This window comes from Parabacteroides sp. PF5-6, assembly GCF_029504695.1.
Classification (GTDB): Bacteria; Bacteroidota; Bacteroidia; order Bacteroidales; family Tannerellaceae; genus QVMG01.
Window position 1 is genome coordinate 243,365 of sequence record NZ_JAQFIN010000003.1, and the last position, 26,416, is coordinate 269,780.

A 26,416-nucleotide genomic window follows, 5' to 3' on the forward strand; every position below is an offset into this window, starting at 1 on the left:
AAGTTAGTAATTATTCCATCACTATCTTTTTTCTATGCATAAAAATATAGTAGAATAGCCCTCACAGAGGGGTTGAAAGGGGTATTTACAAAAAGAATGGAGAAAGGGCAGTTCCTTTCTCCATTCTCCAAGTATATTCTTTATTGCTTATTATTCCGTTCCGCCGCCCAGGGCACGGTACAATGTGACTGAGGCCTGGAGCTGTTCGAGTTTGTCGCTTACCTGGCCGAGTTGGGCTTGCAGGAGGTTTTGTTCGGCGTTGAGCACTTCGGTATAATTGGCTTCGCCGGCTTTGAGCAGTTCCTGGGTGAAGTAAACGGCGGTGTCGAGCGATTTCACTTGTTCGGCACGCAGCGCATTCTTTGTCAATGACGACTCGAAGGTATAGAGGATGTCCGACACTTCCTGTCCGGCAGCCAAGACCGTTTTCTGGAACAAGAGCAAGGCTTCTTCCTGCTGTGCCTTGGCGATCTTCAACTGGCCGAGCAACTGGCCACGGGCGAAGAGCGGCTGGGTCAGTCCACCGATGATATTGGCAAAGAGATGTTCGGGCTTCAATAATTCGGAGAGCGAGGTGGCGCCGTAACCGATCATCGAGCCGGAGCTCAGCGTGATCGAAGGATAAAGCGACGCCTGCGCCACATTGGTCATCTCGAAGGCATAACGGAACGAGAGCTCCGCCTGACGTACATCGGGACGACGGGCCAACATCTGCACCGGCACACCCTGTTGCAGGGAGGAAGGCACGGTTTGTTCGTCTAACGTACGGCGTACGATCGGTCCGGGATTACGTCCAATCAAGACGGAGAGCGTATTCTCCAGTTTGCGGATCTGTATCTCCAGGTTGGGCACCGACACCTGCGTACTGTAGAGCAACGCCCGGCTTTGCTGCACCGCGGCACCGTTCAACATACCCGCCTTCATCAGTTCTTCCATTGTGGAAGCACTCTCTTTCAATAGCTCGATCGTTTCCTTGGTGATCTTCAACTGCTCGTCGAGCGCCAAAAGGGAATAATACGACGTAGCGATATTGGCGATCAATGAGGTCTGTACCAGGTTCCGATACGCCTGCGTATTAAGGAACTGCGCATACCACGCCCGTGTCTGGCGATTGATCTTCCCCCAGATATCGGCTTCCCACTGTACGGCAATGCCCAACGAGAACTGGTTGGACGCATTGCCCAATACATCTTTCTCGCCGTTGGTCAGGCTGATGCGGTTCTGCTGTGCCTGTCCTACGAGCGTCAGTGAAGGGAAATAGGCGCCATACGCCACATTCAGCCCGACTTCCGCCGTGCGGATCCGGGTCGTGGCGATACGCATATCGAAATTATTCTCCAATCCTTCGGCAATCAACACCTGCAGATCGGGATCGGTGAAATAGTCGCGCCAGGGGATCGACGCGATCGTGGTCGTATCCTGCGGATTCACGTCGCGATAGAGTGCATCCGACTCGATCTCCGGCGTTTTGTATTTGTTTACTACCTGGCAAGAGCTCAGGCCGAAAGCCAGCAGAAGCCCTCCCAGTAGTATGTGTTTCTTTATATTCTTCATCTTCTATCTTCTACTTATTAATAATTCCTGATTTACTGAACTTCTCCTGCATCGTCTGGAAGATGATGTAGAGTGAAGGGATCACCAGGACACCGATCAATGTACCGATCAGCATCCCTCCGATGGCACTGATACCGATCGAACGGTTACCGATCGCTCCGGCGCCCGTAGCCATCGCCAGCGGAAGCAGGCCGAAGATAAAGGCAAACGAGGTCATCAGGATCGGACGCAGACGTGCCACGGCTCCATTCACCGCCGCCTCGACAATGTTCATGCCCTGCTGGCGACGTTGAATCGCATACTCCACAATCAGAATCGCATTCTTCGCCAACAACCCGATAAGCATGATCAGGGAGATCTGCACATAGATATTATTCACAATACCCGTTCCGGCCATCATGCCCACAAAGATGAAGATAAACACACCCGAAAGCCCGACAGGCAACGACAGGATAACCGCCAACGGCAGAATATAACTCTCATACAACGCCGCCAAAAGCAGATACACAAAGATCAGACAGAGGGCAAAGATGATCAATGTCTGTCCCCCACTCTTTTCTTCCTCACGCGTCATGCCGGAGAATTCATAACCATAACCGGCTGGCAATACCTGCGCGCTCTCTTCCGCCGCGGCGTTGATCGCGTCACCCGTACTATAGCCTTCGAGGAAGTTCGGGATGATCGTCACACTCATCGACGAGTACATATTGAAACGATTCAACATCTGCGGTCCGGTGATATCGGTGATCGTCAGGAACTCGGTGACCGGCGCCATATCGCCCGAGGCGGTACGGATATAGTAACCGTTCATATCTTCCAGTTTCGAGCGGTACTCAGGCGCAGCCTGCACCATCACGCGGAACTGTTTGCCGTAGAGGTTGAAATTGGAGATATACATACTTCCTACATACGCCTGCAAGGTCGACATCACCTGGCTCAGTGTCAGGCCGGCGTCTTTGATCTTGGGCATATTCACTTCGAGTTGCTTCTGCGGGAAGTTGGGATTGAAGGTGGTCATGGCCATCATCACCTCCGGGCGTTGGCGCATCTGCGCAAGGAAACGGTTGGTGATATCATAGAACGCATGAATATCGCCCCCGGTACGGTCCTGCATCTGCATCTCCACCCCGTTACTCAAGCCGAAGCCCTGCAATGTCGGCGTTCCCATGAAGATAAAGGTAGCGTCCTTGATCGAGTCGGTCTTCTGCTGCATCAATGCCGCCACTTCGTTCGTACTGATCTCACGCTCGTTCCAGGGTTTCATCTTGATCATCAGGGTAGCGTACGAGCTGCCGAGCCCACTCATGAAGTTCACCCCGGTGATCGTCTGGATATGCTGCACGCTGGGTACTTCTTCCGCCAGGGAAACAACTAGGTCCATCAATTCGCTGGTGCGTTCCAGCGATGCGCCCGGAGGCAGTGTCACCATCCCCAATACGCCCCCGCTATCTTCCTGTGGCACAAAGCCGGTGGGGATCATACGCATCAGTCCCAATAAGATCAGGGAGCTGACGGCAATAATCGCTACCGTAATCCAGCGGTGTCCGCGTTTACCGAGGTAGAGCAGGATCGATTTATAAGTGTTCGTCACCGCCGTAAAGCCTCTGTTGAACGCGTCGTAGAAGCGTTCGATCAGGTTCTTTTTCTTCTGCGCGCTTTCGTCGTGCGGTTTGAGGAAAAGGGCACAGAGGGCGGGACTCAGGGTCAGGGCGTTGACTGCCGAGATCATAATAGAGATCGCCAGGGTCAAGCCGAACTGCTGATAGAACACACCCGAGGTACCGCCGATAAAGCTGACGGGAATAAATACCGCCGACATCACCAGGGTGATCGAAACGATCGCCGGCGCAATCTCTTTCATGGCGATCAATGTCGCCTCGCGGGCATTCTTCACCCCGGAGTCGAGTTGGGCATGCACCGCCTCGACCACCACAATGGCATCGTCGACCACAATCCCGATGGCAAGCACCAGGGCGAACAGCGTCAAGAGGTTCACCGAGAAGCCAAACAATTGCAGGAAGAAGAACGTGCCCACGATAGCCACCGGCACGGCAATCGCCGGAATCAGTGTCGAGCGGATATTCTGCAAGAAGACAAACACCACCAGGAACACCAAAAGGAAAGCTTCGAGCAAGGTCGAAACAACCTTATTGATCGAAGCGCTCAGGAACTCATTGGCATCCATCACGTAGGTGATCTTCAATCCCGGAGGGAAACTTTCGGAAGCCGCCTCCAGTTCCTTTTTGATGTTCTCGATCACCTCCTGGGCATTGGATCCGGCCGTCTGACTGATGCCGATCGCTACGGATTCTTTCCGGTCCAATTGAGAGAGTACGGTATAGTTCAATGCCCCCAGTTCGACATCCGCCAGGTCTTTTACCCGCAGGATTTGCCCGTTCTGTGAACGGATAATCACGTTACCAAACTCTTCGGCCGACTTCAGTCGTCCGGTGTATTTCAATGTATATTGGAAGCTCTGGTCGCTATTCTGTCCCAATTCGCCGGGAGCCGCTTCGATATTCTGTTCCTGCAAGGCGGCAATCACCTCGCTGGGACTGATCTTGTACGAAGCCATCACGTCGGGTTTGAGCCAGATACGCATCGAATAGTCCTGCGCCCCGTAAACGTTGGCATCACCTACCCCTTTCACCCGCTTGATCTGGGGGAGCACGTTGATATTGGCATAGTTCTGAATAAACGTACGGTCGTAATCGGGATTCTCCGAGTAGAGCGAGATCATCATGATCGTACTGCTCTGTTGCTTGCGCACGGTCACCCCTACCTGGGTCACTTCCTGCGGCAATAAAGGCGTAGCGCGGGCGACAAGGTTCTGCACATTCACCGCCGCGATATCGGGATTGATGCCCTGTTCGAAATATACGGTGATACTTGCCATACCACTGTTGGAGGCGGAGGAGGTCATATACGTCATGCCCTCCACCCCGTTGATCGCTTCTTCGAGCGGGATCACCACACTGTTCATCACCACATCGGCATTCGCACCGGAATAGAAAGTCGAGACCTGTACGGTCGGCGGTGCGATATTCGGGTATTGCTCGACCGGCAAAAGCGCCAACCCGATCACGCCCAATACGACGATCAGGATCGAGATGACGGTAGATAATACCGGTCGGTCTATAAATGTCTTTAACATCTGTCTTTAGTTGTTTATTTTAATCTTCATGCCATTTGTAATGGTCGCTACGCCGTCGGTAACGATCCGGTCGCCCGCGTTCAAGCCGCTGGTCACCGCGTAACTCTTGCCGTCGGGCGTAGGCAATACGGTAATAATCTGCTGCTCTACGACATCCCCCTGTACCTTATACACCAGGATCTTATCCTGCTGGGCAAAGGTCGCTTTCTGCGGGATCACCAGCACGTTGTCCAGCGTACGGGGAATCATGATCTTGCCACTGACTCCGCTCCGCAAAAGCCCTTCCGGGTTGGGGAACTCCGCACGGAAGTTAGCCGAGCCGGTCGTTACGTTCACCGTACCGGTGATCGTTTCGATCCGTCCCTTTTCGGCGTAGACCGTTCCGTCGGCCAGGGTGAGTGTCACCTCCGGCGCGTTTTTTATTTTCTCTGCCTGCGTCGTTCCTTCCAGTGTGGAGAGGAATTCCATCAATACCTTCTCGTTCAGCGAGAAATAAGCAAAGACATTGCGGGTGTTGGCAACCGTAGTCAAGGTGTTCTGGCTATTTACCAGACTCCCCAACCGATAAGCGATCGGACCGACCACCCCATCCACCGGACTGCTCACGTTCGTCCAGCCAATAGTCGCTTTGGCATTCTTCAACGCCGCTTCCGCCTGGGCTTTCGCGGCCATCGCGGTGGCATAGGTGTTCTGCATCGTCTCCAGTTGCACCTGGCTCACGATACCTTTCTCGGCCAACGGACGGATACGGTCGACATTCAATTTGGCGGTATTCACCTGTGCCTCGGCACTGTTCAACGCCGCTTCCGCCGTAGTCAGCGCCTGTTCGGACTGCGGGGAGTTGATCTTGAACATCAACTGTCCCTTTTTCACGACCGAACCTTCATCAATGTAGATCGCATCGATAAAGCCATCGATACGCGGCCGGATTTCAACATCTTCCTGACCTTTAACAGTAACAGGATACACGGACTCGAGCTGAACGCTCTGCACGCTCAACAAAGAAGTAGGATAAGCCGACGGCTCTTTTTGTATATTGCCTTGCGCAGACTTCTCTCCACAGGCAACCATGACAAATACCGTCATCATCCCGAAAATGATTGTTCTTGTTTTCATTTTAGAAATATAAAGTTTAGAAATTATGGCAATTACTCTTAGCCTTTGGTTCTCATTCTCTCATTTAGAAATATAACCTTCAATCTTTTTTTAACCCGTGCAAAAGTACTAAAAATTCGCGAATCAACCCCCTGTTGTTCTCTTCAATCTTTTGTATTAATCCGTGTGTTATTGTTTATTTTTTCCGGGGAATTTGGGGATGGCCGTCCGGTTTTTTTTGTTTGACGGCTATCAAACACGTGTTCGACAGCTGTCAAACAGCTGTTCCATAGCTGTCGAACAACTGTTTCACAGCTATCAAACAAAGAAAAGAAGCCGGTTTATGAGCTTCTTTCCTTTAATTCGTCATAAAAAGGGGCTTATCTCTCCACAAATTCGTCCCAAATGCCTACCTTCTTAACGGCTTGCACATTGTTTTTCTCTTTGTAGAGAAAACCGCGGAACATGCCGCCGCTATTGAAGGGCATAGCGATGTTGCCGCCTTTATCGATGGCGATCAGGCCACCGTTGCCGGCGTGGGTATTGAGATCGGTATGAATAATATGATTGGCGGCTTCTTCGATGGTCTCGCCCAGGTAGCTGTAGCGGGCACAAAGGTTATAGGCAACGACGTGGCGGATGAAATATTCGCCGTGGCCGGTGCAGGAGACGGCACAACTGCGGTTATCGGCATAGGTTCCGGCGCCGATCACCGGGGCGTCGCCTATGCGGCCCCATTTCTTGCGATACATACCTCCGGTACTGGTTCCTGCCGTCAGGTTGCCTTGTTTATCCAGGACCACACAGCCGACGGTGCCGTTCTTGCCGCTTTTCTGCTTGACTTCTTCGACCCATTTCATCGTTTTAGGTGTCATAAAATAGAGGTTATCGACCGTTTCCAGCCCTTGTTCGGCGGCAAACCGGTCGGCACCCTCACCGCTCAGGAACACATGGGGCGAAGCCGTGATTACGGCATAAGCGGCATTGATGGGGTTCTTCACCGTGCGCACGCCCGCGACGGCTCCCGCCGAAAGGTCTTTGCCCAGCATGATGGAAGCATCCAGTTCGAAACGACCCTCTTCGGTCACCGTGGCACCTTTGCCGGCATTAAACAAGGGGTTATTCTCCAGGTAATTCACAACGGCCATCACCACCACAGGACCTTCTTCGCCTGCGGCCAATAAACGATCGCCGATCAGCAAGGCGGAGTCTAAGGCGGCGTAATAAGCCTCCGCTTGCGAAGGATTATCCGCCAAAGCGCCCATAGCCCCGGCACCACCGTGGATGGCTAAAACATACTCACGCTCTTGCGCCTGCATGACAGAAGCTACACACAAAAAGAAAGAAAGGCTGAAAAGAAAGAAGGTTCTCATAATAATTTAGTTTGAGGGGGTTTAAGGGGGGATAAAGGATTTAAGGGGGATAAGGGGGATAAGGGGTTTAAAGGGATTAAGGGGGTTAAGGGGGCAGAAGTCCCTTAAACTCCTTAAGCCCCTTAAGCCCTTTAAACCCCTTACTTTCTCTTTAATCCACCGTCGCCGGGAGCCGTTCGTCGTTCTCGTCATCGTCGGCCTCTTCCGGTGGCGCCGGCTTGACAAAGAAGGCGCTCAGCTCATACAAGAGGTAAAGCGGGACGAATACGATCATCAGCGTGAACGGGTCGCCACTGGGCGTGATCACAGCTGCCAGGATCAACAATACGACAATCGCGTGCCGCCGATAGGTATGGAACAAGCCGCGGTTGATCAGTCCCAGTTTGGACAATAGCCACGACAGAAGCGGCATCTCGAACATCACTCCCATGATAAAGATCAGCATCAGGAAGTTATCCATATAGGACTCCAGCGAGACTTGCTCGGTGATCGCCTCACTGATCTGATAGGTTGCCAGGAAACGCAGGGTAACGGGGAATACCATAAAGTAACCCAAGGCACATCCGATAAAGAACATACCCGTACCAAACATAAACACCAGGCTGACACTCCGCTTCTCGTTCTCATAGAGCGCCGGGCTGATGAATTTCCAGATCTCAAACATCAGATACGGGAAAGTCAATACCAACGCCAGCCAGAACGAGGTAGTCATATGCGTAAAGAACTGGGATGCCAGTTTGATATTAAAGACATGTATTGTAAAACCGGTATCACAGAAATCGCTCTCTACCCCAAAAAAGCTGGCGGCCTTGCAGAACCACTGATAGGTAATGAAGTCTCCCCGAGTGGGCGCCATGATTACGCCATGGAACAGACCATGCTCTCCCCGCATAAACGCGAAGAAAGCAATCATAAATACTAAAAGCGCCGCTAAAGAACGAAGAATAGTCCAACGGAGATCCTCCAGGTGATCCCAGAACGACATTTCATCTTGTTGTTGCATCGCTTCGGCTTATTTCTTGTCGTCTGTATCGTCTATTTTGATTTCGTCTTCCAGGCCTTTCACACCGTCTTTGAAGTTCTTCACGCCTTTACCCAGGCCTTTCATTAATTCGGGTATCTTGCGTCCGCCGAATAACAACAATACGATCAATGCAATGATGATAATTTCACCTGTGCCCAGGTTGCCTAAGAATAGTAAATTGTCCATGATAGATTATTTATTTAATTAGTTAATATGCTGTTTGTTTGCGCCACAAATTCGTAGGCAAAGATACAATTAGAAAGAGAAAACGGCCCATGTATTCCAAAATTATTACCTTTGCACGGTCTTAAAAATCTGAAATTAGAAAATTCTTAGAGAATATGAAAGCGTATGTATTCCCCGGTCAAGGGGCACAGTTTGTAGGAATGGGCAAGGATCTGTACGACAACAATCCGTTGGCCAAAGAGATGTTTGAGAAAGCGAATGAAATCCTTGGTTTTCGCATCACCGACCTGATGTTTTCGGGTACGGATGAGGATTTACGGCAAACCAAAGTGACACAACCGGCAATTTTCTTGCATTCGGTTATCTTAGCCAAATCATTGGGCGAAGAGTTCCAACCGGATATGACCGCCGGTCATTCCTTAGGTGAATTCTCTGCCTTGGTAGCTGCCGGAGCTCTTTCTTTCGAGGATGGATTGGTGTTGGTATCCAAACGGGCACAGGCGATGCAGAAAGCCTGCGAATTGACTCCGTCGACCATGGCTGCCGTATTGGCATTGCCGGATGAAAAGGTAGAAGAGATCTGCGCGAGCATTACCGATGAGGTGGTGGTTTGTGCCAACTTCAACTGTCCGGGACAATTGGTGATCTCCGGTTCCGTTCCGGGAATCGAAGCCGCTTGTGCCAAGATGCTGGAAGCCGGTGCAAAGAGAGCCTTAAAACTGAATGTTGGCGGTGCTTTCCACTCACCGTTGATGGAACCGGCGCGCGAAGAACTGGCTGCTGCTATCGAAGCGACAACGATCAACACGCCCATCTGCCCGGTTTATCAGAATGTAGACGCCCGTCCGGCAACCGATCCCGAAGTGATCAAAAAGAACCTGATCGCGCAACTTACCGCTCCCGTACGTTGGACACAGACCGTACAGAATATGATCGCCGACGGCGCGGATCATTTCATCGAACTCGGCCCGGGTGCCGTCTTGCAAGGATTGATTAAGAAGATTGATCGCTCAGCAACAACAGAAGGCAAACAATAAAAAAAAGGAACGACCCAAAGGGTTGTTCCTTTTTTTTAGTTGAAAGTTGAGAGTTGAAAGTTGAAAGCTAAAGACTAAATGCTAAATGCTAAAAGTTGAAAGCTCTCCCAAACGAGGCTTGCCGAGTCCGCTTTCAACTCTCAACTTTCAACTTTCAACTAAAATTGTGGGTTCTCCACCCGCTGCTTTAATAGCGCGAGGTTGATGACTTCGCTGATGTCTTCGACGAAGTGGAAGGTTAGGCCTTTGAGGTAGTCGCCATTGATTTCTTCCACATCCTTGCGGTTTTCTTTGCACAGGATGACTTCTTTAATGCCGGCACGTTTGGCTGCCAACAGTTTTTCTTTGATGCCTCCTACGGGAAGCACTTTTCCGCGCAAGGTAATCTCGCCGGTCATGGCCAGGTTCTTCTTTACCTTACGTTGGGTGAAAGCGGATACTAAGGAAGTGACCATCGTCACCCCCGCGCTCGGTCCGTCTTTCGGGATCGCTCCCTGGGGAACATGCACGTGCACATTCCAGTTCTCGAACATCTCTTCGGGGATATCAAACAATGCCGCGTGCGCGTGGATATATTCCAACGCCAGCATAGCCGACTCTTTCATCACATCACCCAGGTTTCCCGTCATGGTCAGTTTGCCGCCTTTGCCTTTGCTCAGGCTGGCTTCGATAAAGAGGATATCGCCGCCGACAGCCGTCCAGGCCAGTCCGGTAACGACTCCGGCATAATCATTTCCCTGGTATTTGTCGCGCGCGTATTCTTCCGCGCCCAGGTATTCATAGAGATCTTCGGGCAGAAGCTGGGCGGGTACCGGCTCATCGGAAGCGATCTTCCGGGCCAGCTTACGCATCAACTTGGCGATCTTCTTATCCAATTCCCTTACCCCACTCTCGCGGGTATAGGCATCGACAATCTTCTGGATGGTTTTCTTCGGGAACTTGATGATATCTTTCCCGATGCCGTGTGCGTCGAGTTGCTTCGGGATCAGGTGACGATAGGCGATCTCTACCTTTTCTTCCATGATGTAACCGCTCACTTCGATCAGTTCCATACGGTCGAGCAACGGCTGAGAGATCGTATTCAGGTTGTTTGCCGTAGCGATAAACATGACCTTGCTCAGGTCGTAATCGATATCAAGGTAGTTGTCGTGGAAGGTATTGTTCTGTTCCGGGTCGAGCACTTCCAATAGAGCCGAAGCCGGATCGCCTTTGAAGTTGCTGGAGACCTTATCGATCTCGTCCAATACAAAGACCGGATTGGACGTTCCTACTTTCAAGAGGTTCTGAATGATCCGTCCGCTCATTGCACCGATATAGGTACGGCGGTGTCCGCGGATCTCCGCTTCATCGTGCAAGCCACCCAGGGAGATTCGGGCATACTTGCGGTTCAACGCCTCAGCGACGGATCGTCCCAGCGAGGTCTTGCCCACACCCGGAGGGCCATAGAGACAGATGATCGGCGACTTCATATCGCCTTTCAGCTTCAGGACCGCCAGATGTTCGATGATTCGCTCTTTCACCTTTTCCAAGCCGTAATGTTGTTTGTCCAATACCTTCTGGGCGTGCTTGAGGTTGAAGTTATCCGTAGTATATTCCTGCCAGGGCAGGTTGATGATCGTTTGTACGTATTGCGTCTGGATGGAGTAGTCGGGCGATTGCGGATGCAAACGTTCCAGCTTGCGCAGTTCTCTTTCAAAGGCTTCGCCTACGTAAGCCGGCCAGCTCTTCAGGGCAGCTTTCTCGCGCAGCTCTTTGATCTCCAATTCATTGATATTGCCGCCCAGCTCTTCCTGGATCGTTTTGATCTGTTGCTGAAGGAAGTATTCCCGTTGTTGCTGGTTGATATCCTCATGGGTTTTCATCTGGATAGAAGCCTTCAGTTGAAGCAACTGAAACTCCCGGTTCAACAGGAACAACAGACGATAAGCCCGATCGCGCAAATCATCGATCCGCAAGAGGGATTGTTTCTCTTCCGCCGTCACGGGCAGGTTACTGCAGGAGAAATTCACCAGATACGTCACATTCTGATTGTTACGGAACGAATGGATCAGATCGCGTGCCGGCTCGTTAGAAGCGGCCAGCATCTTGATCGTTAAGTCTTTTATGGTAGAGACAAGTGCCTGAAACTCCGGATCGTCTTTCTCCGGGCGACTATCGTCCAAGACTCTGATTCGTCCGTTCAGGAAAGGTTCGCTGGTTGTTATCTCTTGCAGTTCAAAGCGTTTCTTTCCCTGGATAATGACTGTCGTATTCCCGTCGGGCATTTCCAAGACGCGTACGATACTGGCCACTACACCTATATTATATAGATCGTCGTAACCGGGCTCTTCCGTCTCCAGTTCTTTCTGGCAGACTACGCCAATCATCTTCTTCTTTTTCACCGCTTCTTTGATCAGTCGCATCGATTTCACACGTCCGACGATGACCGGCAGAGCTACTCCCGGAAATAAAATCATATTACGTAACGGCAGGATAGGCACCAGCTCGCCGACTCGATCCATTCCCTGGGTAAAGTCGTCGTCCGCATCGCACTCCATGATTACAGGCATTATCATATTTTCCATATCACTGAATAGAAATTCTTTATTCTCTTTCATTTTGTTTTCTTGCTCTTAGCTTTGTTCGCACACCAAAAAAGCAATAAGCGTGCCAAAGTTACATCATTTCGTTCAATTGTTACTATTTTTGCTCCGGATAATCTCAAGACTATGGCGAATCCTTTTTTTGCTTTCAAACAATTCACAGTCTTTCATGATCAATGTGCGATGAAAGTAGGAACCGACGGCGTCCTTCTGGGTGCGTGGGTGCGGGTTGGGGGTACGCAGCGGATTTTGGATGTGGGAACCGGCACGGGTTTGATTGCTTTGATGCTTGCCCAAAGGAGCACGGCGCAGATTGAGGCCATCGATATCGATGAGAGTGCGTACAGGCAGGCTTGCCGCAATGTATTCGATTCACCTTTTGCCGGGCAGATCCGCGTCTGTCATTCGGCTTTTGCCGACTACGACTCTGCCGGTGGGACGTTTGATCTGATCGTTTCCAATCCGCCGTATTTCAGTCAGTCACTGAAAAGCCCGGATGAGAAAAGAAGTAAAGCCCGGCATGATGAACTGTTGCCGCTGGAAGAGCTAATCGCCGGAAGTGTACCGCTTCTCTCCGAAAAAGGACGGATCGCGTTGATCTTGCCGGTCGAACAGGATCAGAAGCTCACCGAAGTATCCGCAGCCAACCAATTACACCGAATCCGTCAAACGAATATCTCTCCAACGCCCCATACGCCGGTCAAACGAATACTGGTCGAATTATCCCCTACCCCCAATCCGGATTACGCGCCGGAATGCCTGACGATTGAAATCGAAAGACACCGGTACACTGAAGCATACGAAACGCTGACCCGGGATTTTTACCTGAAGATGTAAGGCAATCGATTGTCGAAGAAGCGGGTGACCTGTCCGAAGAAGTTATACACTTCCTCGGTGAAAGGAATCTCCGTGGGGGTGAACACCTTCAAGGAACTGGGCACAACAGAGATCCGTATCTCCGCCTCTGCCTCTACCGGTTCCCCGTCGAGATGCATGATGCCCGGTTCCTGCCGGATGATGGTTACTTCTTTTCCTTTCAGTGTTTTGATCTTACTGTTGCGGTCGAGCTGTTTGGTAAAGAGCTGAATAGACAATGGAGCGATATCCAATGGGGTGAACGGGGATAAGATAGTGATATCCATCTGTCCGTCTTCAATATTGGCCAGGGGAGCGATAAAGGCATTGTTCCCATATTGAGAGGCATTGGCGCAGGCCACCAGAAAAGCTTTTTCTTCCCGTATCGTATCGTCGATCAGTAATTCGTAGACCTGTGGTTTATAACTCAGGTACTCTTCTACGGTATTCTTCAGGTAGGTCAATGATCCCCGGTGTTTCTCATACGCAAACTTCTGGCTGACCGCCGCATCGAAACCGACGCCACAGGTGGTAAAGAAAACCCGGCCGTTGGCTTTGCAACTGTCGATGGTCGTGATATGTCCTTTCTGTACCACATCCAATGCCTTCTTGACATCCATCGGGATATGCAGTTCGCGCGCCAGGCCGTTTCCTGAACCTTTCGGGATGATGCCCAGGGTAGCGTCCGAGTGAATCATCGACTGGGCTACTTCGTTGATCGTGCCATCTCCCCCCACCGCCAGCACGATATGCGTATCTTCCGCTATCGCCTGCCGCGTCAGTTCACTGGCATGCCCGGCATATTCGGTAAAAGAGATTTTCAACTCATATTGATCAATCGGGAACTCATCCTGTATCATCTCCGGTATCTTGCGTTTCGATCCTACGCCTGAGATAGGATTGATAATTGCTTGTACCTTTTCGCGCGCTTCACTCATGTCACCTTAACTTTTAGTGAACAAATTTAATGCATTTATAAAACTTTTGAGCCATTTCAACCGACAGAAGTGTTTTTTTTACTAATTTTGCGGCTGGCTTTGCGAAAACCTGTTCATTTAGTAGATAAAGTGTACAGTGCTATTACGATAACTCTTTCAAAGAAAATAACATATCAAGACATAATTCTCTTTAGACAATATGAAACTTTTACAAGAGAAACTAACAAAATACGACGCGCCTCAACGGGCGAAAGCCGCGGGGATCTATCCGTACTTTCGGGTGATCGAAAGCGATCAGGATACTGAGGTGATCATTAACGGGAAGAAAGTCCTGATGTTTGGTTCCAACGCCTACCTGGGACTGACCAACCATCCGAAAGTAAAAGAAGCAGCGGTCGACGCAATCCGCAAATACGGAACAGGCTGTGCCGGTTCCCGTTTCCTGAATGGTACATTAGATATACATATCGAGCTCGAGAAACGTCTGGCCGAATTTGTCGGCAAAGAAGACGCGATCGTGTATTCAACCGGCTTCCAGGTCAACCTGGGCGTTGTATCCTGTGTGACAGGACGCGAAGATTATATCCTTTGGGATGAATTGGATCATGCTTCGATTATCGAAGGACACCGCCTGTCGTTCTCCACCAAACTGAAATACAAGCATAACGATATGGAGTCGCTCGAGAAGCAATTGCAGAAGTGCGACCCGGACAAAATAAAACTGATCGTTACCGACAGTGTATTCAGCATGGAAGGCGACGTAGCCAATCTGCCGGAAATAAACAAACTGGCAAAGAAATACAACGCCAGCCTTATGGTCGACGAAGCCCACGGACTGGGCGTTCTGGGCCGTCAGGGACGCGGCGCCTGCGACCATTTCGGCGTGACCGACGACGTAGACCTGATTATGGGCACGTTCAGTAAATCCCTCGCCTCTATCGGCGGATTTATCGCCGGCGACGAAGCGGTTACCAATTATATCCGTCACAACTCCCGCTCGTACATCTTCAGCGCCAGCAATACGCCGGCCGCTACGGCTGCCGCCAGCGCCGCGTTGGATATCATGATCAACGAGCCCGAACGGATCCAGAAGTTATGGGACCTGACCCATTACGCCCTCGACGGTTTCCGCACGATGGGATGTGAGATCGGGCATACTTCCACACCTATTATCCCTTTGTTTATCCGCAACAACGACCTGACCTTCATGGTTGTGCGCGAACTGCTCGACGCCGGTATATTCGTCAACCCCGTGGTTACGCCCGCCGTCGCGCCCGAGGATACGTTGATCCGCTTCTCACTGATGGCTACCCATACGAAAGAACAGCTGGACTTCGCTTTGGAAACCATCGAACGCGTATTCAAGAAGCATCAGATCATCAAATAACAAAACAGCTTTCAATCCCACATCGCAAGAGATCCTGAAAGGATCACCCCTATTCATCCTTGATGATAATAGAGGGCGATCCTTTATTCTTTCGCTCCACAGCTAAAAGTTACCGGGATTAGGAGGAATTTCTCCCGGGTTTTCATTATATTTACACCGGACTCTGTTATTGTCGATGGGCTTCGTCGGTACTGACGAAGGGCATCGACAGTACTAATGAAGGGCATGGACAGTACTGTCGATGCCCATGGACAGTAAAATAATCCGTATGGTTTAACAATAAAAGAACGAACTATGAACGTAAGATTCAGCCTTTATGAAATTCCTCTTCCGGGGGAACAACCGGAAGACAGTCGGCCACAGGCCCGTGTACACACCAAAGGAACCATCCGTTTGCAGGAGATCTGCTATGAATTGCGGGAGTTGGGGGTCAATTCCGCTCAGATCAAAGCGGTATTGGATGCGACAGCGAAATATCTGGGTAAGTCATTGATCTACGGCTATAATTTTGAATTGGAGGACATTGGCACCTTTTCTTTATCGCTCCGCAGCTCGCTGATCGAGAAAGAGGCCGGGAAAACGGTCCGGGTTGAGGCGGACGGCGTTAATTTCAGATGCAGCAAAGCCTTAAAGAAGAAACTGCGCGAGGCTCAATTTGAGCAGATCAAAGCATCTCCGGCTCTTCACTCACAGGAGAAGCGTAAGAAACAGATGATCGCCCATCTGAAAAACTACGGGTATATCAATATCTCGAAATATGCGTTGTTGAATCATTGCTCGCGCTATCAGGCCCGGAAAGACATCGATTGTTTTGTGGCGGATGGATTGATCGCCTCTTCGGGCATGAAATCCCATAAGATCTATGTCCTTGCCCCATCACACTAAATCCTAAAAAAGGAGTTTACCCGATCGGGTAAACTCCTTTTTTTATGATCGGATCAAACGAGATCGGTGGATCAATAGACGTAAGCGGCGTTTTTCAGGAAGTCATAGCTTTCCTGTACGCTTTCGACCGGGTCGTTATTGGTGTAGTTTTCTACTTCTACATACCAGTCTTTCACGCGGTTGGCTTTCATCTGTTCGAAGATCGCCTGGAAGTCCATCTTACCGCTGGCGCCGATTTCCATTTCGTCTTTGATATGGATACATTTGAATTGACGGGGACGTTCTTTCAGGTACTTCGCAGGATCGTAGCCGGCCATCATTACCCAATAGACATCCATCTGGAAGAATACGTGCTGCGGGCTGACATTGTCGAGCAGGAAGTCGTAACCGGTCTTGCCGTCGAACTTGAATTTGAACTCAAAGTCGTGGTTGTGATACCCGAAAGCCATGCTGGCGGCAGCCGCTTTGTAACCTACTGAGTTATAATAGTCGCAATAGATCTTCAGATCGTCGGCCGTCGTCTTTTCGTTGAACGGCATAGAAGGTTTCACCAGGTATTTGGCACCCACCTGATTGTAAGCTTCGACTGCTTTATCCCACCAAGCCATGATTTCGGCTTCTTTATCTTTTGAATAGTCCGGTCCCAGGTGAGCGCTGGTGCATCTCATGCCCAGGTCGTCCAGGCGTTGTTTGAAATCTTTCGGATCCAAGCCGTAGATCTTGCCATCGTCGTAACCGGCAGTTTCCACATGGGTATAACCCATCTGGGCAACCGCTTCGAGTACAGCCTGGATGCCATCGTCTTTGACCATCTCACGCAGAGAATATAACTGGAGGCCGATACGTTTCTTCGCGTCGGCAGCGACATGCGCTACATTAGAAGAGATGAATTGAGGAGCGACTACACCTCCGGCAAGTAAGAGGGAAGCCTTTTTCAAAAAGTCACGTCTGTTTTGCATAAATACTTTTGTTTTATAGGTTTACTAAAGAATCTGCACAAAAGTAGAACTATTTCTCTGGGACTAAAGGATAATTGCGTTAAAATCTTCAAAAATCAACGGCTGCTCAATGATTTGCCGATGATTTTCTCAGTTGTTTCAGGTGCATGTACTGTTTGTGCAATATACCTTTGAGGCGAATGATCTGAAAACGGTAGATCATGCAGGCGGTAATAAAGTAAACCCCGGTCTGAATCCAAAGCACTTGATACTCATGAGCGACCTGCGATAAGGTGGCTCCTGCCGAATTGATACGCACAAAGCCCTGGATACCGAATGTCGAAGGGAATAGATATCCTGCCGCCTTCCAGAATGCCGGTATGGCTTCTTTGGGCCAGGAGATGCCGGAGATAAACAAAAGAATCACAGAGGTAAAGACAAAGACCAGGATCGGCGACTCCCGGCTGGTCATGAAGCCGGACAAAGTCATCGAGAAAAAGATACAAGCCAACAGGTAAGGCAAGACGAACAACAAGACCGTACCCGGATTGCCGATCTGCGGAAGCGTAAACAAGCGGGGCACGATGATCAGTACCCACAAACAAACGATACCGTAGAGCACGATATACGTCAGCGCCTTCCCTCCTACGATACGGAAGGTCCCTTTGTACTGCCTGCCGACGGGCACCAGACTGCGGAAGCGGTTGCGCTCGCGTGCCGTTCCGCCCAGCATGCCGATGCCCAGGATCAATGTCTGCTGAATGACCAATATCAGGATCGCCGGTACCAGAAAGCTGGCAAAGCCATTCTGCGTATTATATAATGTAACCGATTCATACGGGATGGGATTGATCGTGATCTGTTGCATCTGCTCCGTCGAAGCCGGATGATTCCTGGCCGACCACTCTTTGCCCAAGTCCAACGACACCTCCGTTGCCGAAAGCAGGAAAGCTTTGTAAAACAATAAAGCGCTCATATCACTATAGAGTGAAACGGTGGCCTGCCGTCCGGCATGCATATCTTTACTGAAGTCGGGCGAGAAATACAGGATACCATACGCCTGTTTACTGTCAACCATCTGCTTGGCCTCTTCCATATTGCCGTAAACACCCACCACCTGCACATCGGCGGTCGCATCCACCCGGCGCACGAACTCCCGGCTCAGGAAAGAGTCGCTCTGATCGACCACAACCATCTTCACCTCCCGCGCCACTTCATTATTATAGATCAGGGCATACAAAACAGGATAAGCCAAAGGCACCAGGAAGAAGAAGATCATCACCCCGGAGTCGCGGAAGACATTCTTCAGTTCTTCCCGCCAGATATAAAAGGTATCCTGGATTCCTTCTTTTATAATATAATGTATACGATGCTCTCTTTCCATCCTTATCAATTGTCAATTGTCAATTCCCCCCTACGGTATATATTTGAAATAAAGAAGCGCGCTCTTCAGATTCCGGCGGATCAATAGCGGAAGCATAAGAAATCCTGCCAGCCAGACATACTCCGCCCAGGAATAAACCAGTTCGCGCCCATTCAAGGCCTGATCGACATAGATCAGGAAGTAGTGGCGCAAGGGAAAAAGATTCGCCAACGCCTGGATAGACGGATACATCTCCTGCACCGGAAAAGAAAAGCCGACGATCGAGAACGCCAACATACCAAACAGGCTGGCAAAACTAAGTCCCAGACGCAAGGTCGGCAAAACGCCAATCATAAAAACGCCGACCGCCTGCGAGGAAATCACCAAAAGGAACATAGCTGTCAGCATGGGCGCCCAGCCACTATGCAGTGGGAAGGCATTGTAGCCGTATAATACGGCACACATCATAAAACCCACCAAGGTAAAGATTACCGTATGCGGAAGCAGTTTCCCGATAAGGCTTACCGTCATGGAATTCCCTCCCATCTGCAACCAGCGCCGGGAGGTGGAATATTTGATCTCCGTTCCGATACTGAAGACCGTGATCATAAAGATCAATAGCTCCAGGATGCCCGGCAAGACTGTATTGTTCAGATAGACCGAATAGTTCAGCCAAGGGTTACCGATCGAATGGGTATCGATCACGATGGGTTGCAGTTGCCCCATGATCTGTTCGGTGCTTAGTCCTTTAGCCGTGCCGGTTTGCAAACCCACCGAGGCTCCGGCGAGTACCGACATGGTTTTCATATCGCGGAACAATAAAGAGGCAGCGATCAGGTAAGAACCGTTGGTATAGAACGACAAAGTCGGCTGTTTGCCGGTGGTTGCCTCGACCGAGAAGTTCGCCGGTATATAGAAGATACCATAGACCTCTCCTTTCTGCATCTCTTCGCGTGCTTCCGCAAACGACAGGGTTTTCATCGCCACCTCGGTCTGTTCGAAAGCATCGAGCTGACGGATCAGATTGCGCGAAGTGGCCGTATTGTCCAGGTCGACCACGGCAATCGGAAGGTCTTTAGGCAGTCCTTCCTGCATCAGTGTGATGAAAAAGACCACACTCAATGCCGGTGCGAACAGCATACAGAAGAAATAGATCGGCCGACTGACCAGTCGCCGCATTTCTCTTTTCGCGATATTCCAGATCGAATGTAAACCCTGATTTAATGTCATAAGATCTCTGTTCCTTTTTTCTTCATGACCACCGACATACCGGGTCGTAAGCCTTCGATTTTCTCCATCGGCCGGGCACGCACTTCGAAGGTCTTCGAGTCGTACTGCCCGGTGGTCTTCGTTGCTTTCCAGGCGGCATACGTTCCCATATCTTTCAGATAATACACTTTCAGGCGCACGGCCTTATCCAGTGCCGGCACAAAAGCATTCAGTTCGGAGTCTATGCGGATCGTCTTCAACAGCTCTTCGCGCACACTGAAGGTCACCCAGAGGTCATTCAGATCGACCACGTTCATGATCGGTGCTCCTGTCCCGACCAGTTCACCCACCTGTGGGAAGCGTTCGGCGATCTCGCCATTTATCGGAGAAAGCAATATACTTTCACTGACGTACGATTCGACCTCGGCAATCGCTCCTCCGGCCTGTCTGACCAAGGCTTCGGCTGCCATTTTATCTTCCTGGCGAGCGCCTTCCTTTGCCATATCATATTGCGAGCGCGCGGCTTTCTCGGTGGCGACCATCGCGTTGTAGTTGGCTTCGGCCTCATCGCGTTTCTGTGCCGACATGACTCCTTTGTCGTACAGGTTTTGCACCCGGTCGTACGACTTCTTGGCAATATCGACACCAGCCAGTGCTTTTTGCCAGAGTTCGTACGCGCCGGTGATCTCCTGCACGCGGGCGCCTTTGCGGGCCTTTGCACTCTGGGCTTCCGCTGCTGCCTGGGCGGCTTCGGCCTGTTGCAACTTGGCTTCTACTTCCGGAGTATCGATAAAGACCAACGTATCGCCGGCCATCACCTTATCTCCTTCATCTACCCGATAGGAAACAATACGCCCGGGCACCTTTCCCGAGATCCGGACCTGGGTAGCTTCCGCCTGGCCCAGGATCACATCGTCGGGGGGTGTCAACAGAAAGAACCCGGCTAATGCGATTAAACCGATCACCACCAATACAGCGATAAAAGCCAGCATCATATTGCTCATCTTAAATTTCTTATTCTTGCCCATATCTTTTTATAATTCGTAATTCGTAATTCGTAATTTTTAATTCGTAACTTTTAATTTCCAGACAGCTTCCCCAATGCCTTACTCAGATAGACCTCCGTCAGGCGGACTTCGATCTGGGCATCGATCAGATTGGAACGGGCCTGCACCCAGGCGGTTTGCGCTTCCATCAGGTTTAATGCAGGGATAACCCCTTCTTCAAAACCATAATTGGCATGTCGCAGGTTCTCTTCGGCGCTTTCCATGTTGCGGTTGGAGGCAATCCGTTTCTTTTCGGCTTCGTTCACCTTATAAACGGATTGGTTGACCTGGAGTTCGATCTTTTCTTTGGCCTCTTCGAACTGCAGGCGTTGAATGGTCGTTTCCGCCCGGGCGGCATTGCGTTTATAGGTGCCTTCCCACCAGCCGGATAAAGGGATCTTCAATACGGCTCCGACATGGAAACCGCCGGCGAATTCATTTTTAAAGCCATTCCGGGCATTGGGGTTCGTCACCAGATAATTAGCCATCAGCGCGACATTAGGTAAATGATCGGCTAAGACGATGTTTTCCTTTTTCTTGTATATCTGCGTGGCCAGGTCGAGGCTTTTCAATTCCGGCCGGTTAATAAAGGCTTCATTCACATCGGCTGCGGCCGTCACCGCTTCGACGGGCAGTGCTTCGATGGCTTCATCGGCCAGAGCAACCGGTTGGTCTAAAGGCAGGCCACAGAGCTGCGCCAATAGCATACGGGAAAGTGCCAAGCCGTTGTCGACCTTGGTCTGCGCCATCTCCGCTTCATTGAGCTTCACGCGTACCGATAGGCCGTCGGCTTCGGTTGCCACGCCTTCGCGGATCATCTCCCGCACATCGCTGTCCATTTGGCGCAGCAGGTCGACATAGCTATCGGCCAGTTTCTTTTTATTGACCAGCGAGACCACCTGCCAGTAGGTCTCATCCGTCTGATAGATCACGTCCTGCAGTTGCAGGTCGTTCATCGCTTCGGCCAACTCGCGGGCATAACGGGTGATCTGATTGTAGGAAATGATCTTCCCGCCCATAAAGACAGGTTGCACCAACGAGATATTGCCCAACCAGATGTTTTGAATATCCAGATGAACGACTTCTTTTATACTTTGGGGAATCAAAGCGCCGACCTCGCCCAGTTGGCTGAAATCAAACAGGTTGATATCTTTCTGGTTCCACAGATAAGCGCCCATAGCCGAGAGCTCGGGGAAATACTTCGTGCGCGCCGCATGCCTTTCCTGCTCGGCGATCTTGACCTTTTCTTTGGTGATTCGCAAGGCTTTATTGTTTTGGATGGCCAACTGCCGGCATTCCTCCAGGGTGAGGGGGTTTTGGGCCGGCATTCCCACAGCAAAGCCTAAACAAAGGGTTATGCACCCGATTAACTTCTTCATTTATCTATTGTTTTTAACCTAAACCTTGATTTACTTACCTAAAAAACACTCATGCCGGAGAGTTTGTTCAATCGCGCGGGGAACAAACATAACCGTTGAGGCAAATATACTGTATTTGCCACCAAACAACTGGTTTAAATCACTTGAATAGTTGAACGAATGCAATCAGAAACGTTTGCGATCAACCTTCCAGAGAGAAAGTGCGACGGCCGATATGGTTGCCATCCGCAAAGATATCCACGCGGTATTCGCCCGGCGAGAGGAATTCTTCGATATCCCAATACAGGGTCACCGCTGTTTCTTCCCCGTCGTATTCGATGATCCGCTTCATGGAGTAGTTGATTTCTTTGTCTTCAAAGGGGAACACATCGGCACGGCTTTTGACCAACACATCGTCGTCGGGTTTCATAATCCGCACGTAAACGATCTTTTCCCCGACGGGGGCGGTTATGTTTTTGGTGATTTTGAATGAAACGACAAATTGTTGCATCTGCTTGATCTTCTTGGCTACCTTTCCTTTGGAGTTGACCGCCTTAACCTGTATGTCGGTTGCATCCAGACGGCTGGCCAGGGTGACCCGTTCGGTCAGCTGTTCTTTCTCTTTCTGCAGGTTGGCCGCTTGGGTCGAAGCGCGTCGGTAACTGTTGACCGCTTCCTGCTTTTCTTTCTGTAACCGTTTGTTTGCCTGGTCGAGCGAATCGATCTGTATGACGTAGCTACGCATGATGGTGCGCAGGGTTTCCAATTCTTTCTTCAGTTCATTGATCCGACGGGTGTCGGTGGCGCGCACCGTGCGCAGTTCTTCCTGCAGGCGTTGCACCTTGGCTTGTTCGGTCGTGAGCTGGGCGATCAGCGAATCGTTGCTGAGTTCATATTTCTTCTCATCATACCATGATACCATTTCGTGAGATTCATCCGCCAGTATCTCTTTCTCCAATTCATAACCCATCACAATGTCATCCATCTGCGCTTTCTGATGAAAGATATAATAGGCTGCACCGGCTATGATCAAAATCAACACAACAATCGCCAGAATCAATAGCGACATTTTGTTTACTTCTTTCGTATTCTTCTTCTCTTCAGTACTCATCGGAATTCAATCTATGAACGCACAAAAGTACGATTAAAACAGATGCGCCGGAAGAAAAAGAGGAATTTATACATTTTTTAATAAGGCTTCGCTTTCTTTAGTCTTTGACCGTTTTCTTCCGTATTCAGGAAGAAAAAAGGATAAAGAAGCCTTCTTTTTTTGGTATGAGGTACCTCAAAACAAATTATGAGGTACGTCAAAAACAATTATGAGGTACCTCTTAGCCGATTTTGAGGTACCTCATACCAAAAAACTCCGCCCGACTGCGCAGAAAAACAGGGACAAGTAAATAAAGAAAAGCGACGGTTCGTCCGAAATTATTCCTTATATTCGCAAGGATTAACCGGCTACCGGGAGATCTTAACCTTCAACAAATACATATAGTCATGAAACGTTTAGCGACGAAACTGTGTCTGGGGCTTTGGCTCCTCTCTGCGGTGGCCTCCGCCCAGGAGCTGCCTTCGGTCTTTACCTATCCAATAGGAAACTGCACGCTCAGCCTGCTCTGCGAATCGCAACAAAAAGCCAATCCCGGCATCCTGATCGGGGCATCTGAAGAGATCCTGAAAACGTACGCACCCGACGGCACGTTTCCCAATGCGATGAATGCTTTTCTGTTGCAAACACCCGACAAGAATATTCTTTTCGACACGGGAATGGGACGGAAATTATTCGATAACCTGGCGACACTGGGCGTGGCGGCCGAGAAGATCGATATCGTGATGATCACACATATGCATGGCGACCATATCGGCGGAATGCTGAAAGGCGACGACAAAGCATTTCCCAATGCCGATGTTTATCTGCCCCAACCCGAATATGACTATTGGACCAATCCGGAAATTATCGCGCAAACACCCGAGAACCGCCGGGGCGGATTCCACAATGCCATCCGGGTGATCGAAAGCTATAAGGACCGATTGCACCTGTTCGTCCCCGACCGGTTGGGAGAGAAAGCCCAACCGATACTGCCCGGCATACAAGGCATCGCCGCTTACGGACATACGCCCGGACATACGGTCTTTCTCGTCGAAACAGAAAAGCGGAAACTCTTGATCTGGGGCGACCTTACCCATGCGATGGCCATTCAGATGCCACATCCGGAAGTGGCCGTCACCTACGACGTCCATCCCGAAGACGCTATCCGGGCCCGTAGGGAAATTCTGGAATATGTTGAAAAATACCGGATACCAGTTGCCGGAATGCATATTCCTTTCCCGGGAATGGGGCAGATCAAAAAAGCGGAAGGCACGGGTTACAACTTTATTCCCTTTCAATAATTTTTTCTTACCTTTGCACAGCTTATCTAATTAGAAATATTATTGCATGCAGAAGATTATTATTCTTGATTTCGGCTCGCAAACCACTCAACTAATCGGTCGCAGGATCAGAGAGTTGAACATGTATTGCGAGATTGTTCCGTATAACAAATTTCCTTTCGACGAGACGAAGAATGTAAAAGGGGTGATTCTTTCCGGAAGTCCCTATTCAGTGTACGACACCCATGCTTTCAAGGCAGATCTGAGTCAGATCAGAGGCAAATTCCCGATCTTGGGCATCTGCTACGGAGCGCAATACATTGCCTACACTTCGGGAGGCAACGTGGAACCGGCTAACTCGAGGGAATACGGACGGGCCAACCTGACATCGATCGATCCGAACGATCCCCTGTTGAAAGGCATTCCCGCAGAGACGCAAATATGGATGTCGCATGGCGATACGATTACTTCTCTTCCGGAGAACTTCAAAACCATCGCAAGCACAAGCGATGTGCAGGCAGCAGCCTATACCGTCGAAGGCGAGAAGACCTGGGGCGTACAATTCCATCCCGAAGTATTCCATACCACCGACGGAACCAAGCTACTGGACAACTTCCTCGATATCTGCGGCGCAGCCAAAGACTGGACCCCCGCCTCTTTCATCGAATCCACCGTGGCCGAGCTCAAAGAAAAACTGGGCGACGACAAAGTGATACTCGCCCTATCCGGCGGTGTCGACTCTTCCGTTACCGCCGTACTGCTCAACAAAGCCATCGGGGCAAACCTGACCTGTATCTTTGTCGATCACGGCCTGTTGCGCAAATATGAATTCGAAAACGTCTTGAGAGACTACGAACACCTGGGATTAAACGTGATCGGAATCGATGCCAAAAACCGCTTCTACAACGAATTGGCCGGCGTGACCGATCCGGAACAGAAACGTAAGATCATCGGCAAAGGCTTTATCGATGTCTTCGATGAAGAAGCACATAAACTGAAAGATATCAAATGGCTGGGACAGGGTACGATCTATCCCGACGTGATCGAATCCTTATCGATCACAGGCACGGTGATTAAGAGTCATCACAACGTGGGAGGTCTGCCGGAGAAGATGCATCTGAAGCTGGTCGAACCGCTACGCCTGTTGTTCAAAGACGAAGTACGCCGCGTTGGGATCGAACTGGGTATGCAACCGCACCTGATCAAACGCCATCCCTTCCCCGGTCCCGGATTAGGAATCCGTATCCTGGGAGATATTACGCCCGAAAAAGTTCGCGTACTGCAGGATGCCGACGATATCTACATCTCTTTACTGCGCGAATGGGGACTATACGACCAGGTATGGCAGGCCGGCGCCATCCTCTTACCAATCCGTTCCGTCGGCGTGATGGGAGATGAACGAACCTACGAAAACACGATCACCTTGCGGGCCGTCACCTCAACAGACGCGATGACAGCCGACTGGGCGCAGCTTCCTTACGACTTCCTGGCGAAAGTTTCCAACGAAATAATCAATAAAGTCAAAGGAGTCAATCGCGTGGTCTATGATATTAGCTCCAAACCACCGGCAACAATCGAGTGGGAATAAAATAATCGAGAGGGAATCATTTGACCCCTAATTTGATTAAAATAAAAAAAGACGTCTTTTTTTTGTTATTTATCAATAGATTATTTTATATTTGTCCTGTAATTTGTTTATTCATTTAAAAAATTTGGAAATAAGGAACAATTATGGGACGAATTAAAGGTTCAAAAATGACGGAAGAGGCCAAAGCAGCAATGCGGGCGAAACGGGAAGCGAATAAATTAGGAAAAGAATCTGCTTTCAATTTGGTAGCAACGAATCTTAAACTTCTTAGCTTCGAAGATCTGGAAAACACCATTGGTTTAGCGTTACGCTACAAAAAAGAAAAGATGGGAGAAGAAGAACTTCGCCTGATCAAAGAAAAAGAAGAGATCGAATTGAAGTTGCAAAAGCTGAAAGATACAGATCAAAAGTACAATCTGTAATTTATCAAGCGCAAACAAAATAAAAGGATACCCCGGAAAAGAAAGGGTATCC

Annotated in this window: 21 protein-coding genes; 7 read left to right on the forward strand and 14 right to left on the reverse strand. The window is 50.1% G+C overall.

Annotation, left to right across the window (positions count from 1 at the left end; all coding sequences use genetic code 11):
- Nucleotides 1–150: 150 nt before the first annotated feature.
- The 6 genes from M2133_RS05245 to tatA form a co-directional block, all read right to left on the reverse strand.
- Entirely contained in the window at nt 151–1,554 is a 1,404-nt protein-coding gene (locus tag M2133_RS05245) for a TolC family protein (protein ID WP_277464941.1), read from the reverse strand.
- Nucleotides 1,555–1,564: 10 nt separating this feature from the next.
- Complete coding sequence (locus M2133_RS05250; RefSeq protein ID WP_277464942.1) at nt 1,565–4,708, reverse strand: efflux RND transporter permease subunit; 3,144 nt, start codon at nt 4,706–4,708, stop codon at nt 1,565–1,567.
- 6 nt (nt 4,709–4,714) lie between these two features.
- On the reverse strand, nt 4,715–5,824 hold the full coding sequence (locus M2133_RS05255) for an efflux RND transporter periplasmic adaptor subunit (RefSeq protein WP_277464944.1): 1,110 nt from the start codon (nt 5,822–5,824) through the stop codon (nt 4,715–4,717).
- A gap of 359 nt (nt 5,825–6,183) precedes the next feature.
- Entirely contained in the window at nt 6,184–7,176 is a 993-nt protein-coding gene (locus tag M2133_RS05260; RefSeq protein ID WP_277464945.1) for an isoaspartyl peptidase/L-asparaginase, read from the reverse strand.
- Nucleotides 7,177–7,327: 151 nt separating this feature from the next.
- The gene (gene tatC / locus M2133_RS05265) at nt 7,328–8,179 is read right to left on the reverse strand and encodes a twin-arginine translocase subunit TatC (protein ID WP_277464947.1); all 852 of its coding nucleotides are present in this window, start codon (nt 8,177–8,179) and stop codon (nt 7,328–7,330) included.
- Between the two features lie 9 nt (nt 8,180–8,188).
- Nucleotides 8,189–8,386 carry a twin-arginine translocase TatA/TatE family subunit gene (tatA, locus tag M2133_RS05270; protein ID WP_277464948.1) on the reverse strand — a complete coding sequence of 66 codons (198 nt, stop codon included), beginning with the start codon at nt 8,384–8,386 and terminating at the stop codon, nt 8,189–8,191.
- A 155-nt stretch (nt 8,387–8,541) separates the two neighbouring features.
- Here tatA and fabD point away from each other — a divergent pair, with 155 nt between their 5' ends.
- On the forward strand, nt 8,542–9,423 hold the full coding sequence (fabD, locus tag M2133_RS05275) for an ACP S-malonyltransferase (RefSeq protein WP_277464950.1): 882 nt from the start codon (nt 8,542–8,544) through the stop codon (nt 9,421–9,423).
- Between the two features lie 158 nt (nt 9,424–9,581).
- On the opposite strand, the gene lon is transcribed toward fabD, so the two are convergent.
- Nucleotides 9,582–12,020 carry an endopeptidase La gene (gene lon, locus M2133_RS05280; RefSeq protein ID WP_277464951.1) on the reverse strand — a complete coding sequence of 813 codons (2,439 nt, stop codon included), beginning with the start codon at nt 12,018–12,020 and terminating at the stop codon, nt 9,582–9,584.
- A 111-nt stretch (nt 12,021–12,131) separates the two neighbouring features.
- Here lon and M2133_RS05285 point away from each other — a divergent pair, with 111 nt between their 5' ends.
- Nucleotides 12,132–12,842, forward strand: coding sequence for a methyltransferase (locus M2133_RS05285; protein ID WP_277464952.1), 711 nt, complete (start codon nt 12,132–12,134; stop codon nt 12,840–12,842).
- On the opposite strand, the gene M2133_RS05290 is transcribed toward M2133_RS05285, so the two are convergent.
- Complete coding sequence (locus M2133_RS05290) at nt 12,827–13,798, reverse strand: diacylglycerol kinase family protein (RefSeq protein ID WP_277464953.1); 972 nt, start codon at nt 13,796–13,798, stop codon at nt 12,827–12,829. The two genes, M2133_RS05285 and M2133_RS05290, sit on opposite strands and share 16 nt — an antisense overlap.
- A gap of 199 nt (nt 13,799–13,997) precedes the next feature.
- On the opposite strand from M2133_RS05290, the gene M2133_RS05295 reads away from it, so the two are divergent.
- On the forward strand, nt 13,998–15,185 hold the full coding sequence (locus M2133_RS05295) for a pyridoxal phosphate-dependent aminotransferase family protein (protein WP_277464954.1): 1,188 nt from the start codon (nt 13,998–14,000) through the stop codon (nt 15,183–15,185).
- Between the two features lie 294 nt (nt 15,186–15,479).
- Nucleotides 15,480–16,070: a DNA-binding protein gene (locus M2133_RS05300; protein WP_277464955.1), complete on the forward strand. Its 591-nt coding sequence runs from the start codon at nt 15,480–15,482 to the stop codon at nt 16,068–16,070.
- 71 nt (nt 16,071–16,141) lie between these two features.
- Here the strand turns inward: M2133_RS05300 and M2133_RS05305 are convergent, their stop codons facing one another.
- The 6 genes from M2133_RS05305 to M2133_RS05330 all read right to left on the reverse strand — a co-directional run bounded on the left by M2133_RS05305 (nt 16,142) and on the right by M2133_RS05330 (nt 23,095).
- The gene (locus tag M2133_RS05305) at nt 16,142–17,029 is read right to left on the reverse strand and encodes a sugar phosphate isomerase/epimerase (protein WP_277464956.1); all 888 of its coding nucleotides are present in this window, start codon (nt 17,027–17,029) and stop codon (nt 16,142–16,144) included.
- A 106-nt stretch (nt 17,030–17,135) separates the two neighbouring features.
- A complete protein-coding gene (locus tag M2133_RS05310) occupies nt 17,136–18,392 on the reverse strand; it encodes an ABC transporter permease (RefSeq protein ID WP_277464957.1) in 1,257 nt (418 codons plus the stop codon).
- A gap of 30 nt (nt 18,393–18,422) precedes the next feature.
- Complete coding sequence (locus M2133_RS05315; protein ID WP_277464958.1) at nt 18,423–19,601, reverse strand: ABC transporter permease; 1,179 nt, start codon at nt 19,599–19,601, stop codon at nt 18,423–18,425.
- Entirely contained in the window at nt 19,598–20,608 is a 1,011-nt protein-coding gene (locus M2133_RS05320; RefSeq protein ID WP_277464959.1) for an HlyD family secretion protein, read from the reverse strand. The genes M2133_RS05315 and M2133_RS05320 overlap by 4 nt, the downstream gene beginning before the upstream one ends.
- A gap of 50 nt (nt 20,609–20,658) precedes the next feature.
- Nucleotides 20,659–22,005, reverse strand: coding sequence for a TolC family protein (locus M2133_RS05325; RefSeq protein ID WP_277464960.1), 1,347 nt, complete (start codon nt 22,003–22,005; stop codon nt 20,659–20,661).
- Between the two features lie 181 nt (nt 22,006–22,186).
- On the reverse strand, nt 22,187–23,095 hold the full coding sequence (locus tag M2133_RS05330) for a hypothetical protein (RefSeq protein WP_277464961.1): 909 nt from the start codon (nt 23,093–23,095) through the stop codon (nt 22,187–22,189).
- Between the two features lie 386 nt (nt 23,096–23,481).
- Here M2133_RS05330 and M2133_RS05335 point away from each other — a divergent pair, with 386 nt between their 5' ends.
- The 3 genes from M2133_RS05335 (at nt 23,482) to M2133_RS05345 (ending at nt 26,364) form a co-directional block, all read left to right on the forward strand.
- The gene (locus tag M2133_RS05335; RefSeq protein ID WP_277464962.1) at nt 23,482–24,375 is read left to right on the forward strand and encodes an MBL fold metallo-hydrolase; all 894 of its coding nucleotides are present in this window, start codon (nt 23,482–23,484) and stop codon (nt 24,373–24,375) included.
- A 46-nt stretch (nt 24,376–24,421) separates the two neighbouring features.
- The gene (gene guaA / locus M2133_RS05340) at nt 24,422–25,942 is read left to right on the forward strand and encodes a glutamine-hydrolyzing GMP synthase (RefSeq protein ID WP_277464963.1); all 1,521 of its coding nucleotides are present in this window, start codon (nt 24,422–24,424) and stop codon (nt 25,940–25,942) included.
- Between the two features lie 143 nt (nt 25,943–26,085).
- Complete coding sequence (locus M2133_RS05345; RefSeq protein WP_277464964.1) at nt 26,086–26,364, forward strand: hypothetical protein; 279 nt, start codon at nt 26,086–26,088, stop codon at nt 26,362–26,364.
- Nucleotides 26,365–26,416: the final 52 nt, after the last annotated feature.

Bases quoted from the DNA above. Each gene is read 5' to 3' on its own strand.
- M2133_RS05310 (WP_277464957.1), bottom strand. From the start codon at position 18,392: ATGGAAAGAGAGCATCGTATACATTATATTATAAAAGAAGGAATCCAG.
- M2133_RS05305 (WP_277464956.1), bottom strand. From the start codon at position 17,029: ATGCAAAACAGACGTGACTTTTTGAAAAAGGCTTCCCTCTTACTTGCC.
- M2133_RS05245 (WP_277464941.1), bottom strand. From the start codon at position 1,554: ATGAAGAATATAAAGAAACACATACTACTGGGAGGGCTTCTGCTGGCT.
- M2133_RS05320 (WP_277464959.1), bottom strand. From the start codon at position 20,608: ATGGGCAAGAATAAGAAATTTAAGATGAGCAATATGATGCTGGCTTTT.
- lon (WP_277464951.1), bottom strand. From the start codon at position 12,020: ATGAAAGAGAATAAAGAATTTCTATTCAGTGATATGGAAAATATGATA.
- M2133_RS05335 (WP_277464962.1), top strand. From the start codon at position 23,482: ATGAAACGTTTAGCGACGAAACTGTGTCTGGGGCTTTGGCTCCTCTCT.
- M2133_RS05290 (WP_277464953.1), bottom strand. From the start codon at position 13,798: ATGAGTGAAGCGCGCGAAAAGGTACAAGCAATTATCAATCCTATCTCA.
- M2133_RS05315 (WP_277464958.1), bottom strand. From the start codon at position 19,601: ATGACATTAAATCAGGGTTTACATTCGATCTGGAATATCGCGAAAAGA.
- fabD (WP_277464950.1), top strand. From the start codon at position 8,542: ATGAAAGCGTATGTATTCCCCGGTCAAGGGGCACAGTTTGTAGGAATG.
- M2133_RS05345 (WP_277464964.1), top strand. From the start codon at position 26,086: ATGGGACGAATTAAAGGTTCAAAAATGACGGAAGAGGCCAAAGCAGCA.
- M2133_RS05260 (WP_277464945.1), bottom strand. From the start codon at position 7,176: ATGAGAACCTTCTTTCTTTTCAGCCTTTCTTTCTTTTTGTGTGTAGCT.
- M2133_RS05300 (WP_277464955.1), top strand. From the start codon at position 15,480: ATGAACGTAAGATTCAGCCTTTATGAAATTCCTCTTCCGGGGGAACAA.
- M2133_RS05330 (WP_277464961.1), bottom strand. From the start codon at position 23,095: ATGAGTACTGAAGAGAAGAAGAATACGAAAGAAGTAAACAAAATGTCG.
- M2133_RS05250 (WP_277464942.1), bottom strand. From the start codon at position 4,708: ATGTTAAAGACATTTATAGACCGACCGGTATTATCTACCGTCATCTCG.
- tatA (WP_277464948.1), bottom strand. From the start codon at position 8,386: ATGGACAATTTACTATTCTTAGGCAACCTGGGCACAGGTGAAATTATC.
- M2133_RS05255 (WP_277464944.1), bottom strand. From the start codon at position 5,824: ATGAAAACAAGAACAATCATTTTCGGGATGATGACGGTATTTGTCATG.
- M2133_RS05325 (WP_277464960.1), bottom strand. From the start codon at position 22,005: ATGAAGAAGTTAATCGGGTGCATAACCCTTTGTTTAGGCTTTGCTGTG.
- M2133_RS05295 (WP_277464954.1), top strand. From the start codon at position 13,998: ATGAAACTTTTACAAGAGAAACTAACAAAATACGACGCGCCTCAACGG.
- M2133_RS05285 (WP_277464952.1), top strand. From the start codon at position 12,132: ATGGCGAATCCTTTTTTTGCTTTCAAACAATTCACAGTCTTTCATGAT.
- guaA (WP_277464963.1), top strand. From the start codon at position 24,422: ATGCAGAAGATTATTATTCTTGATTTCGGCTCGCAAACCACTCAACTA.
- tatC (WP_277464947.1), bottom strand. From the start codon at position 8,179: ATGCAACAACAAGATGAAATGTCGTTCTGGGATCACCTGGAGGATCTC.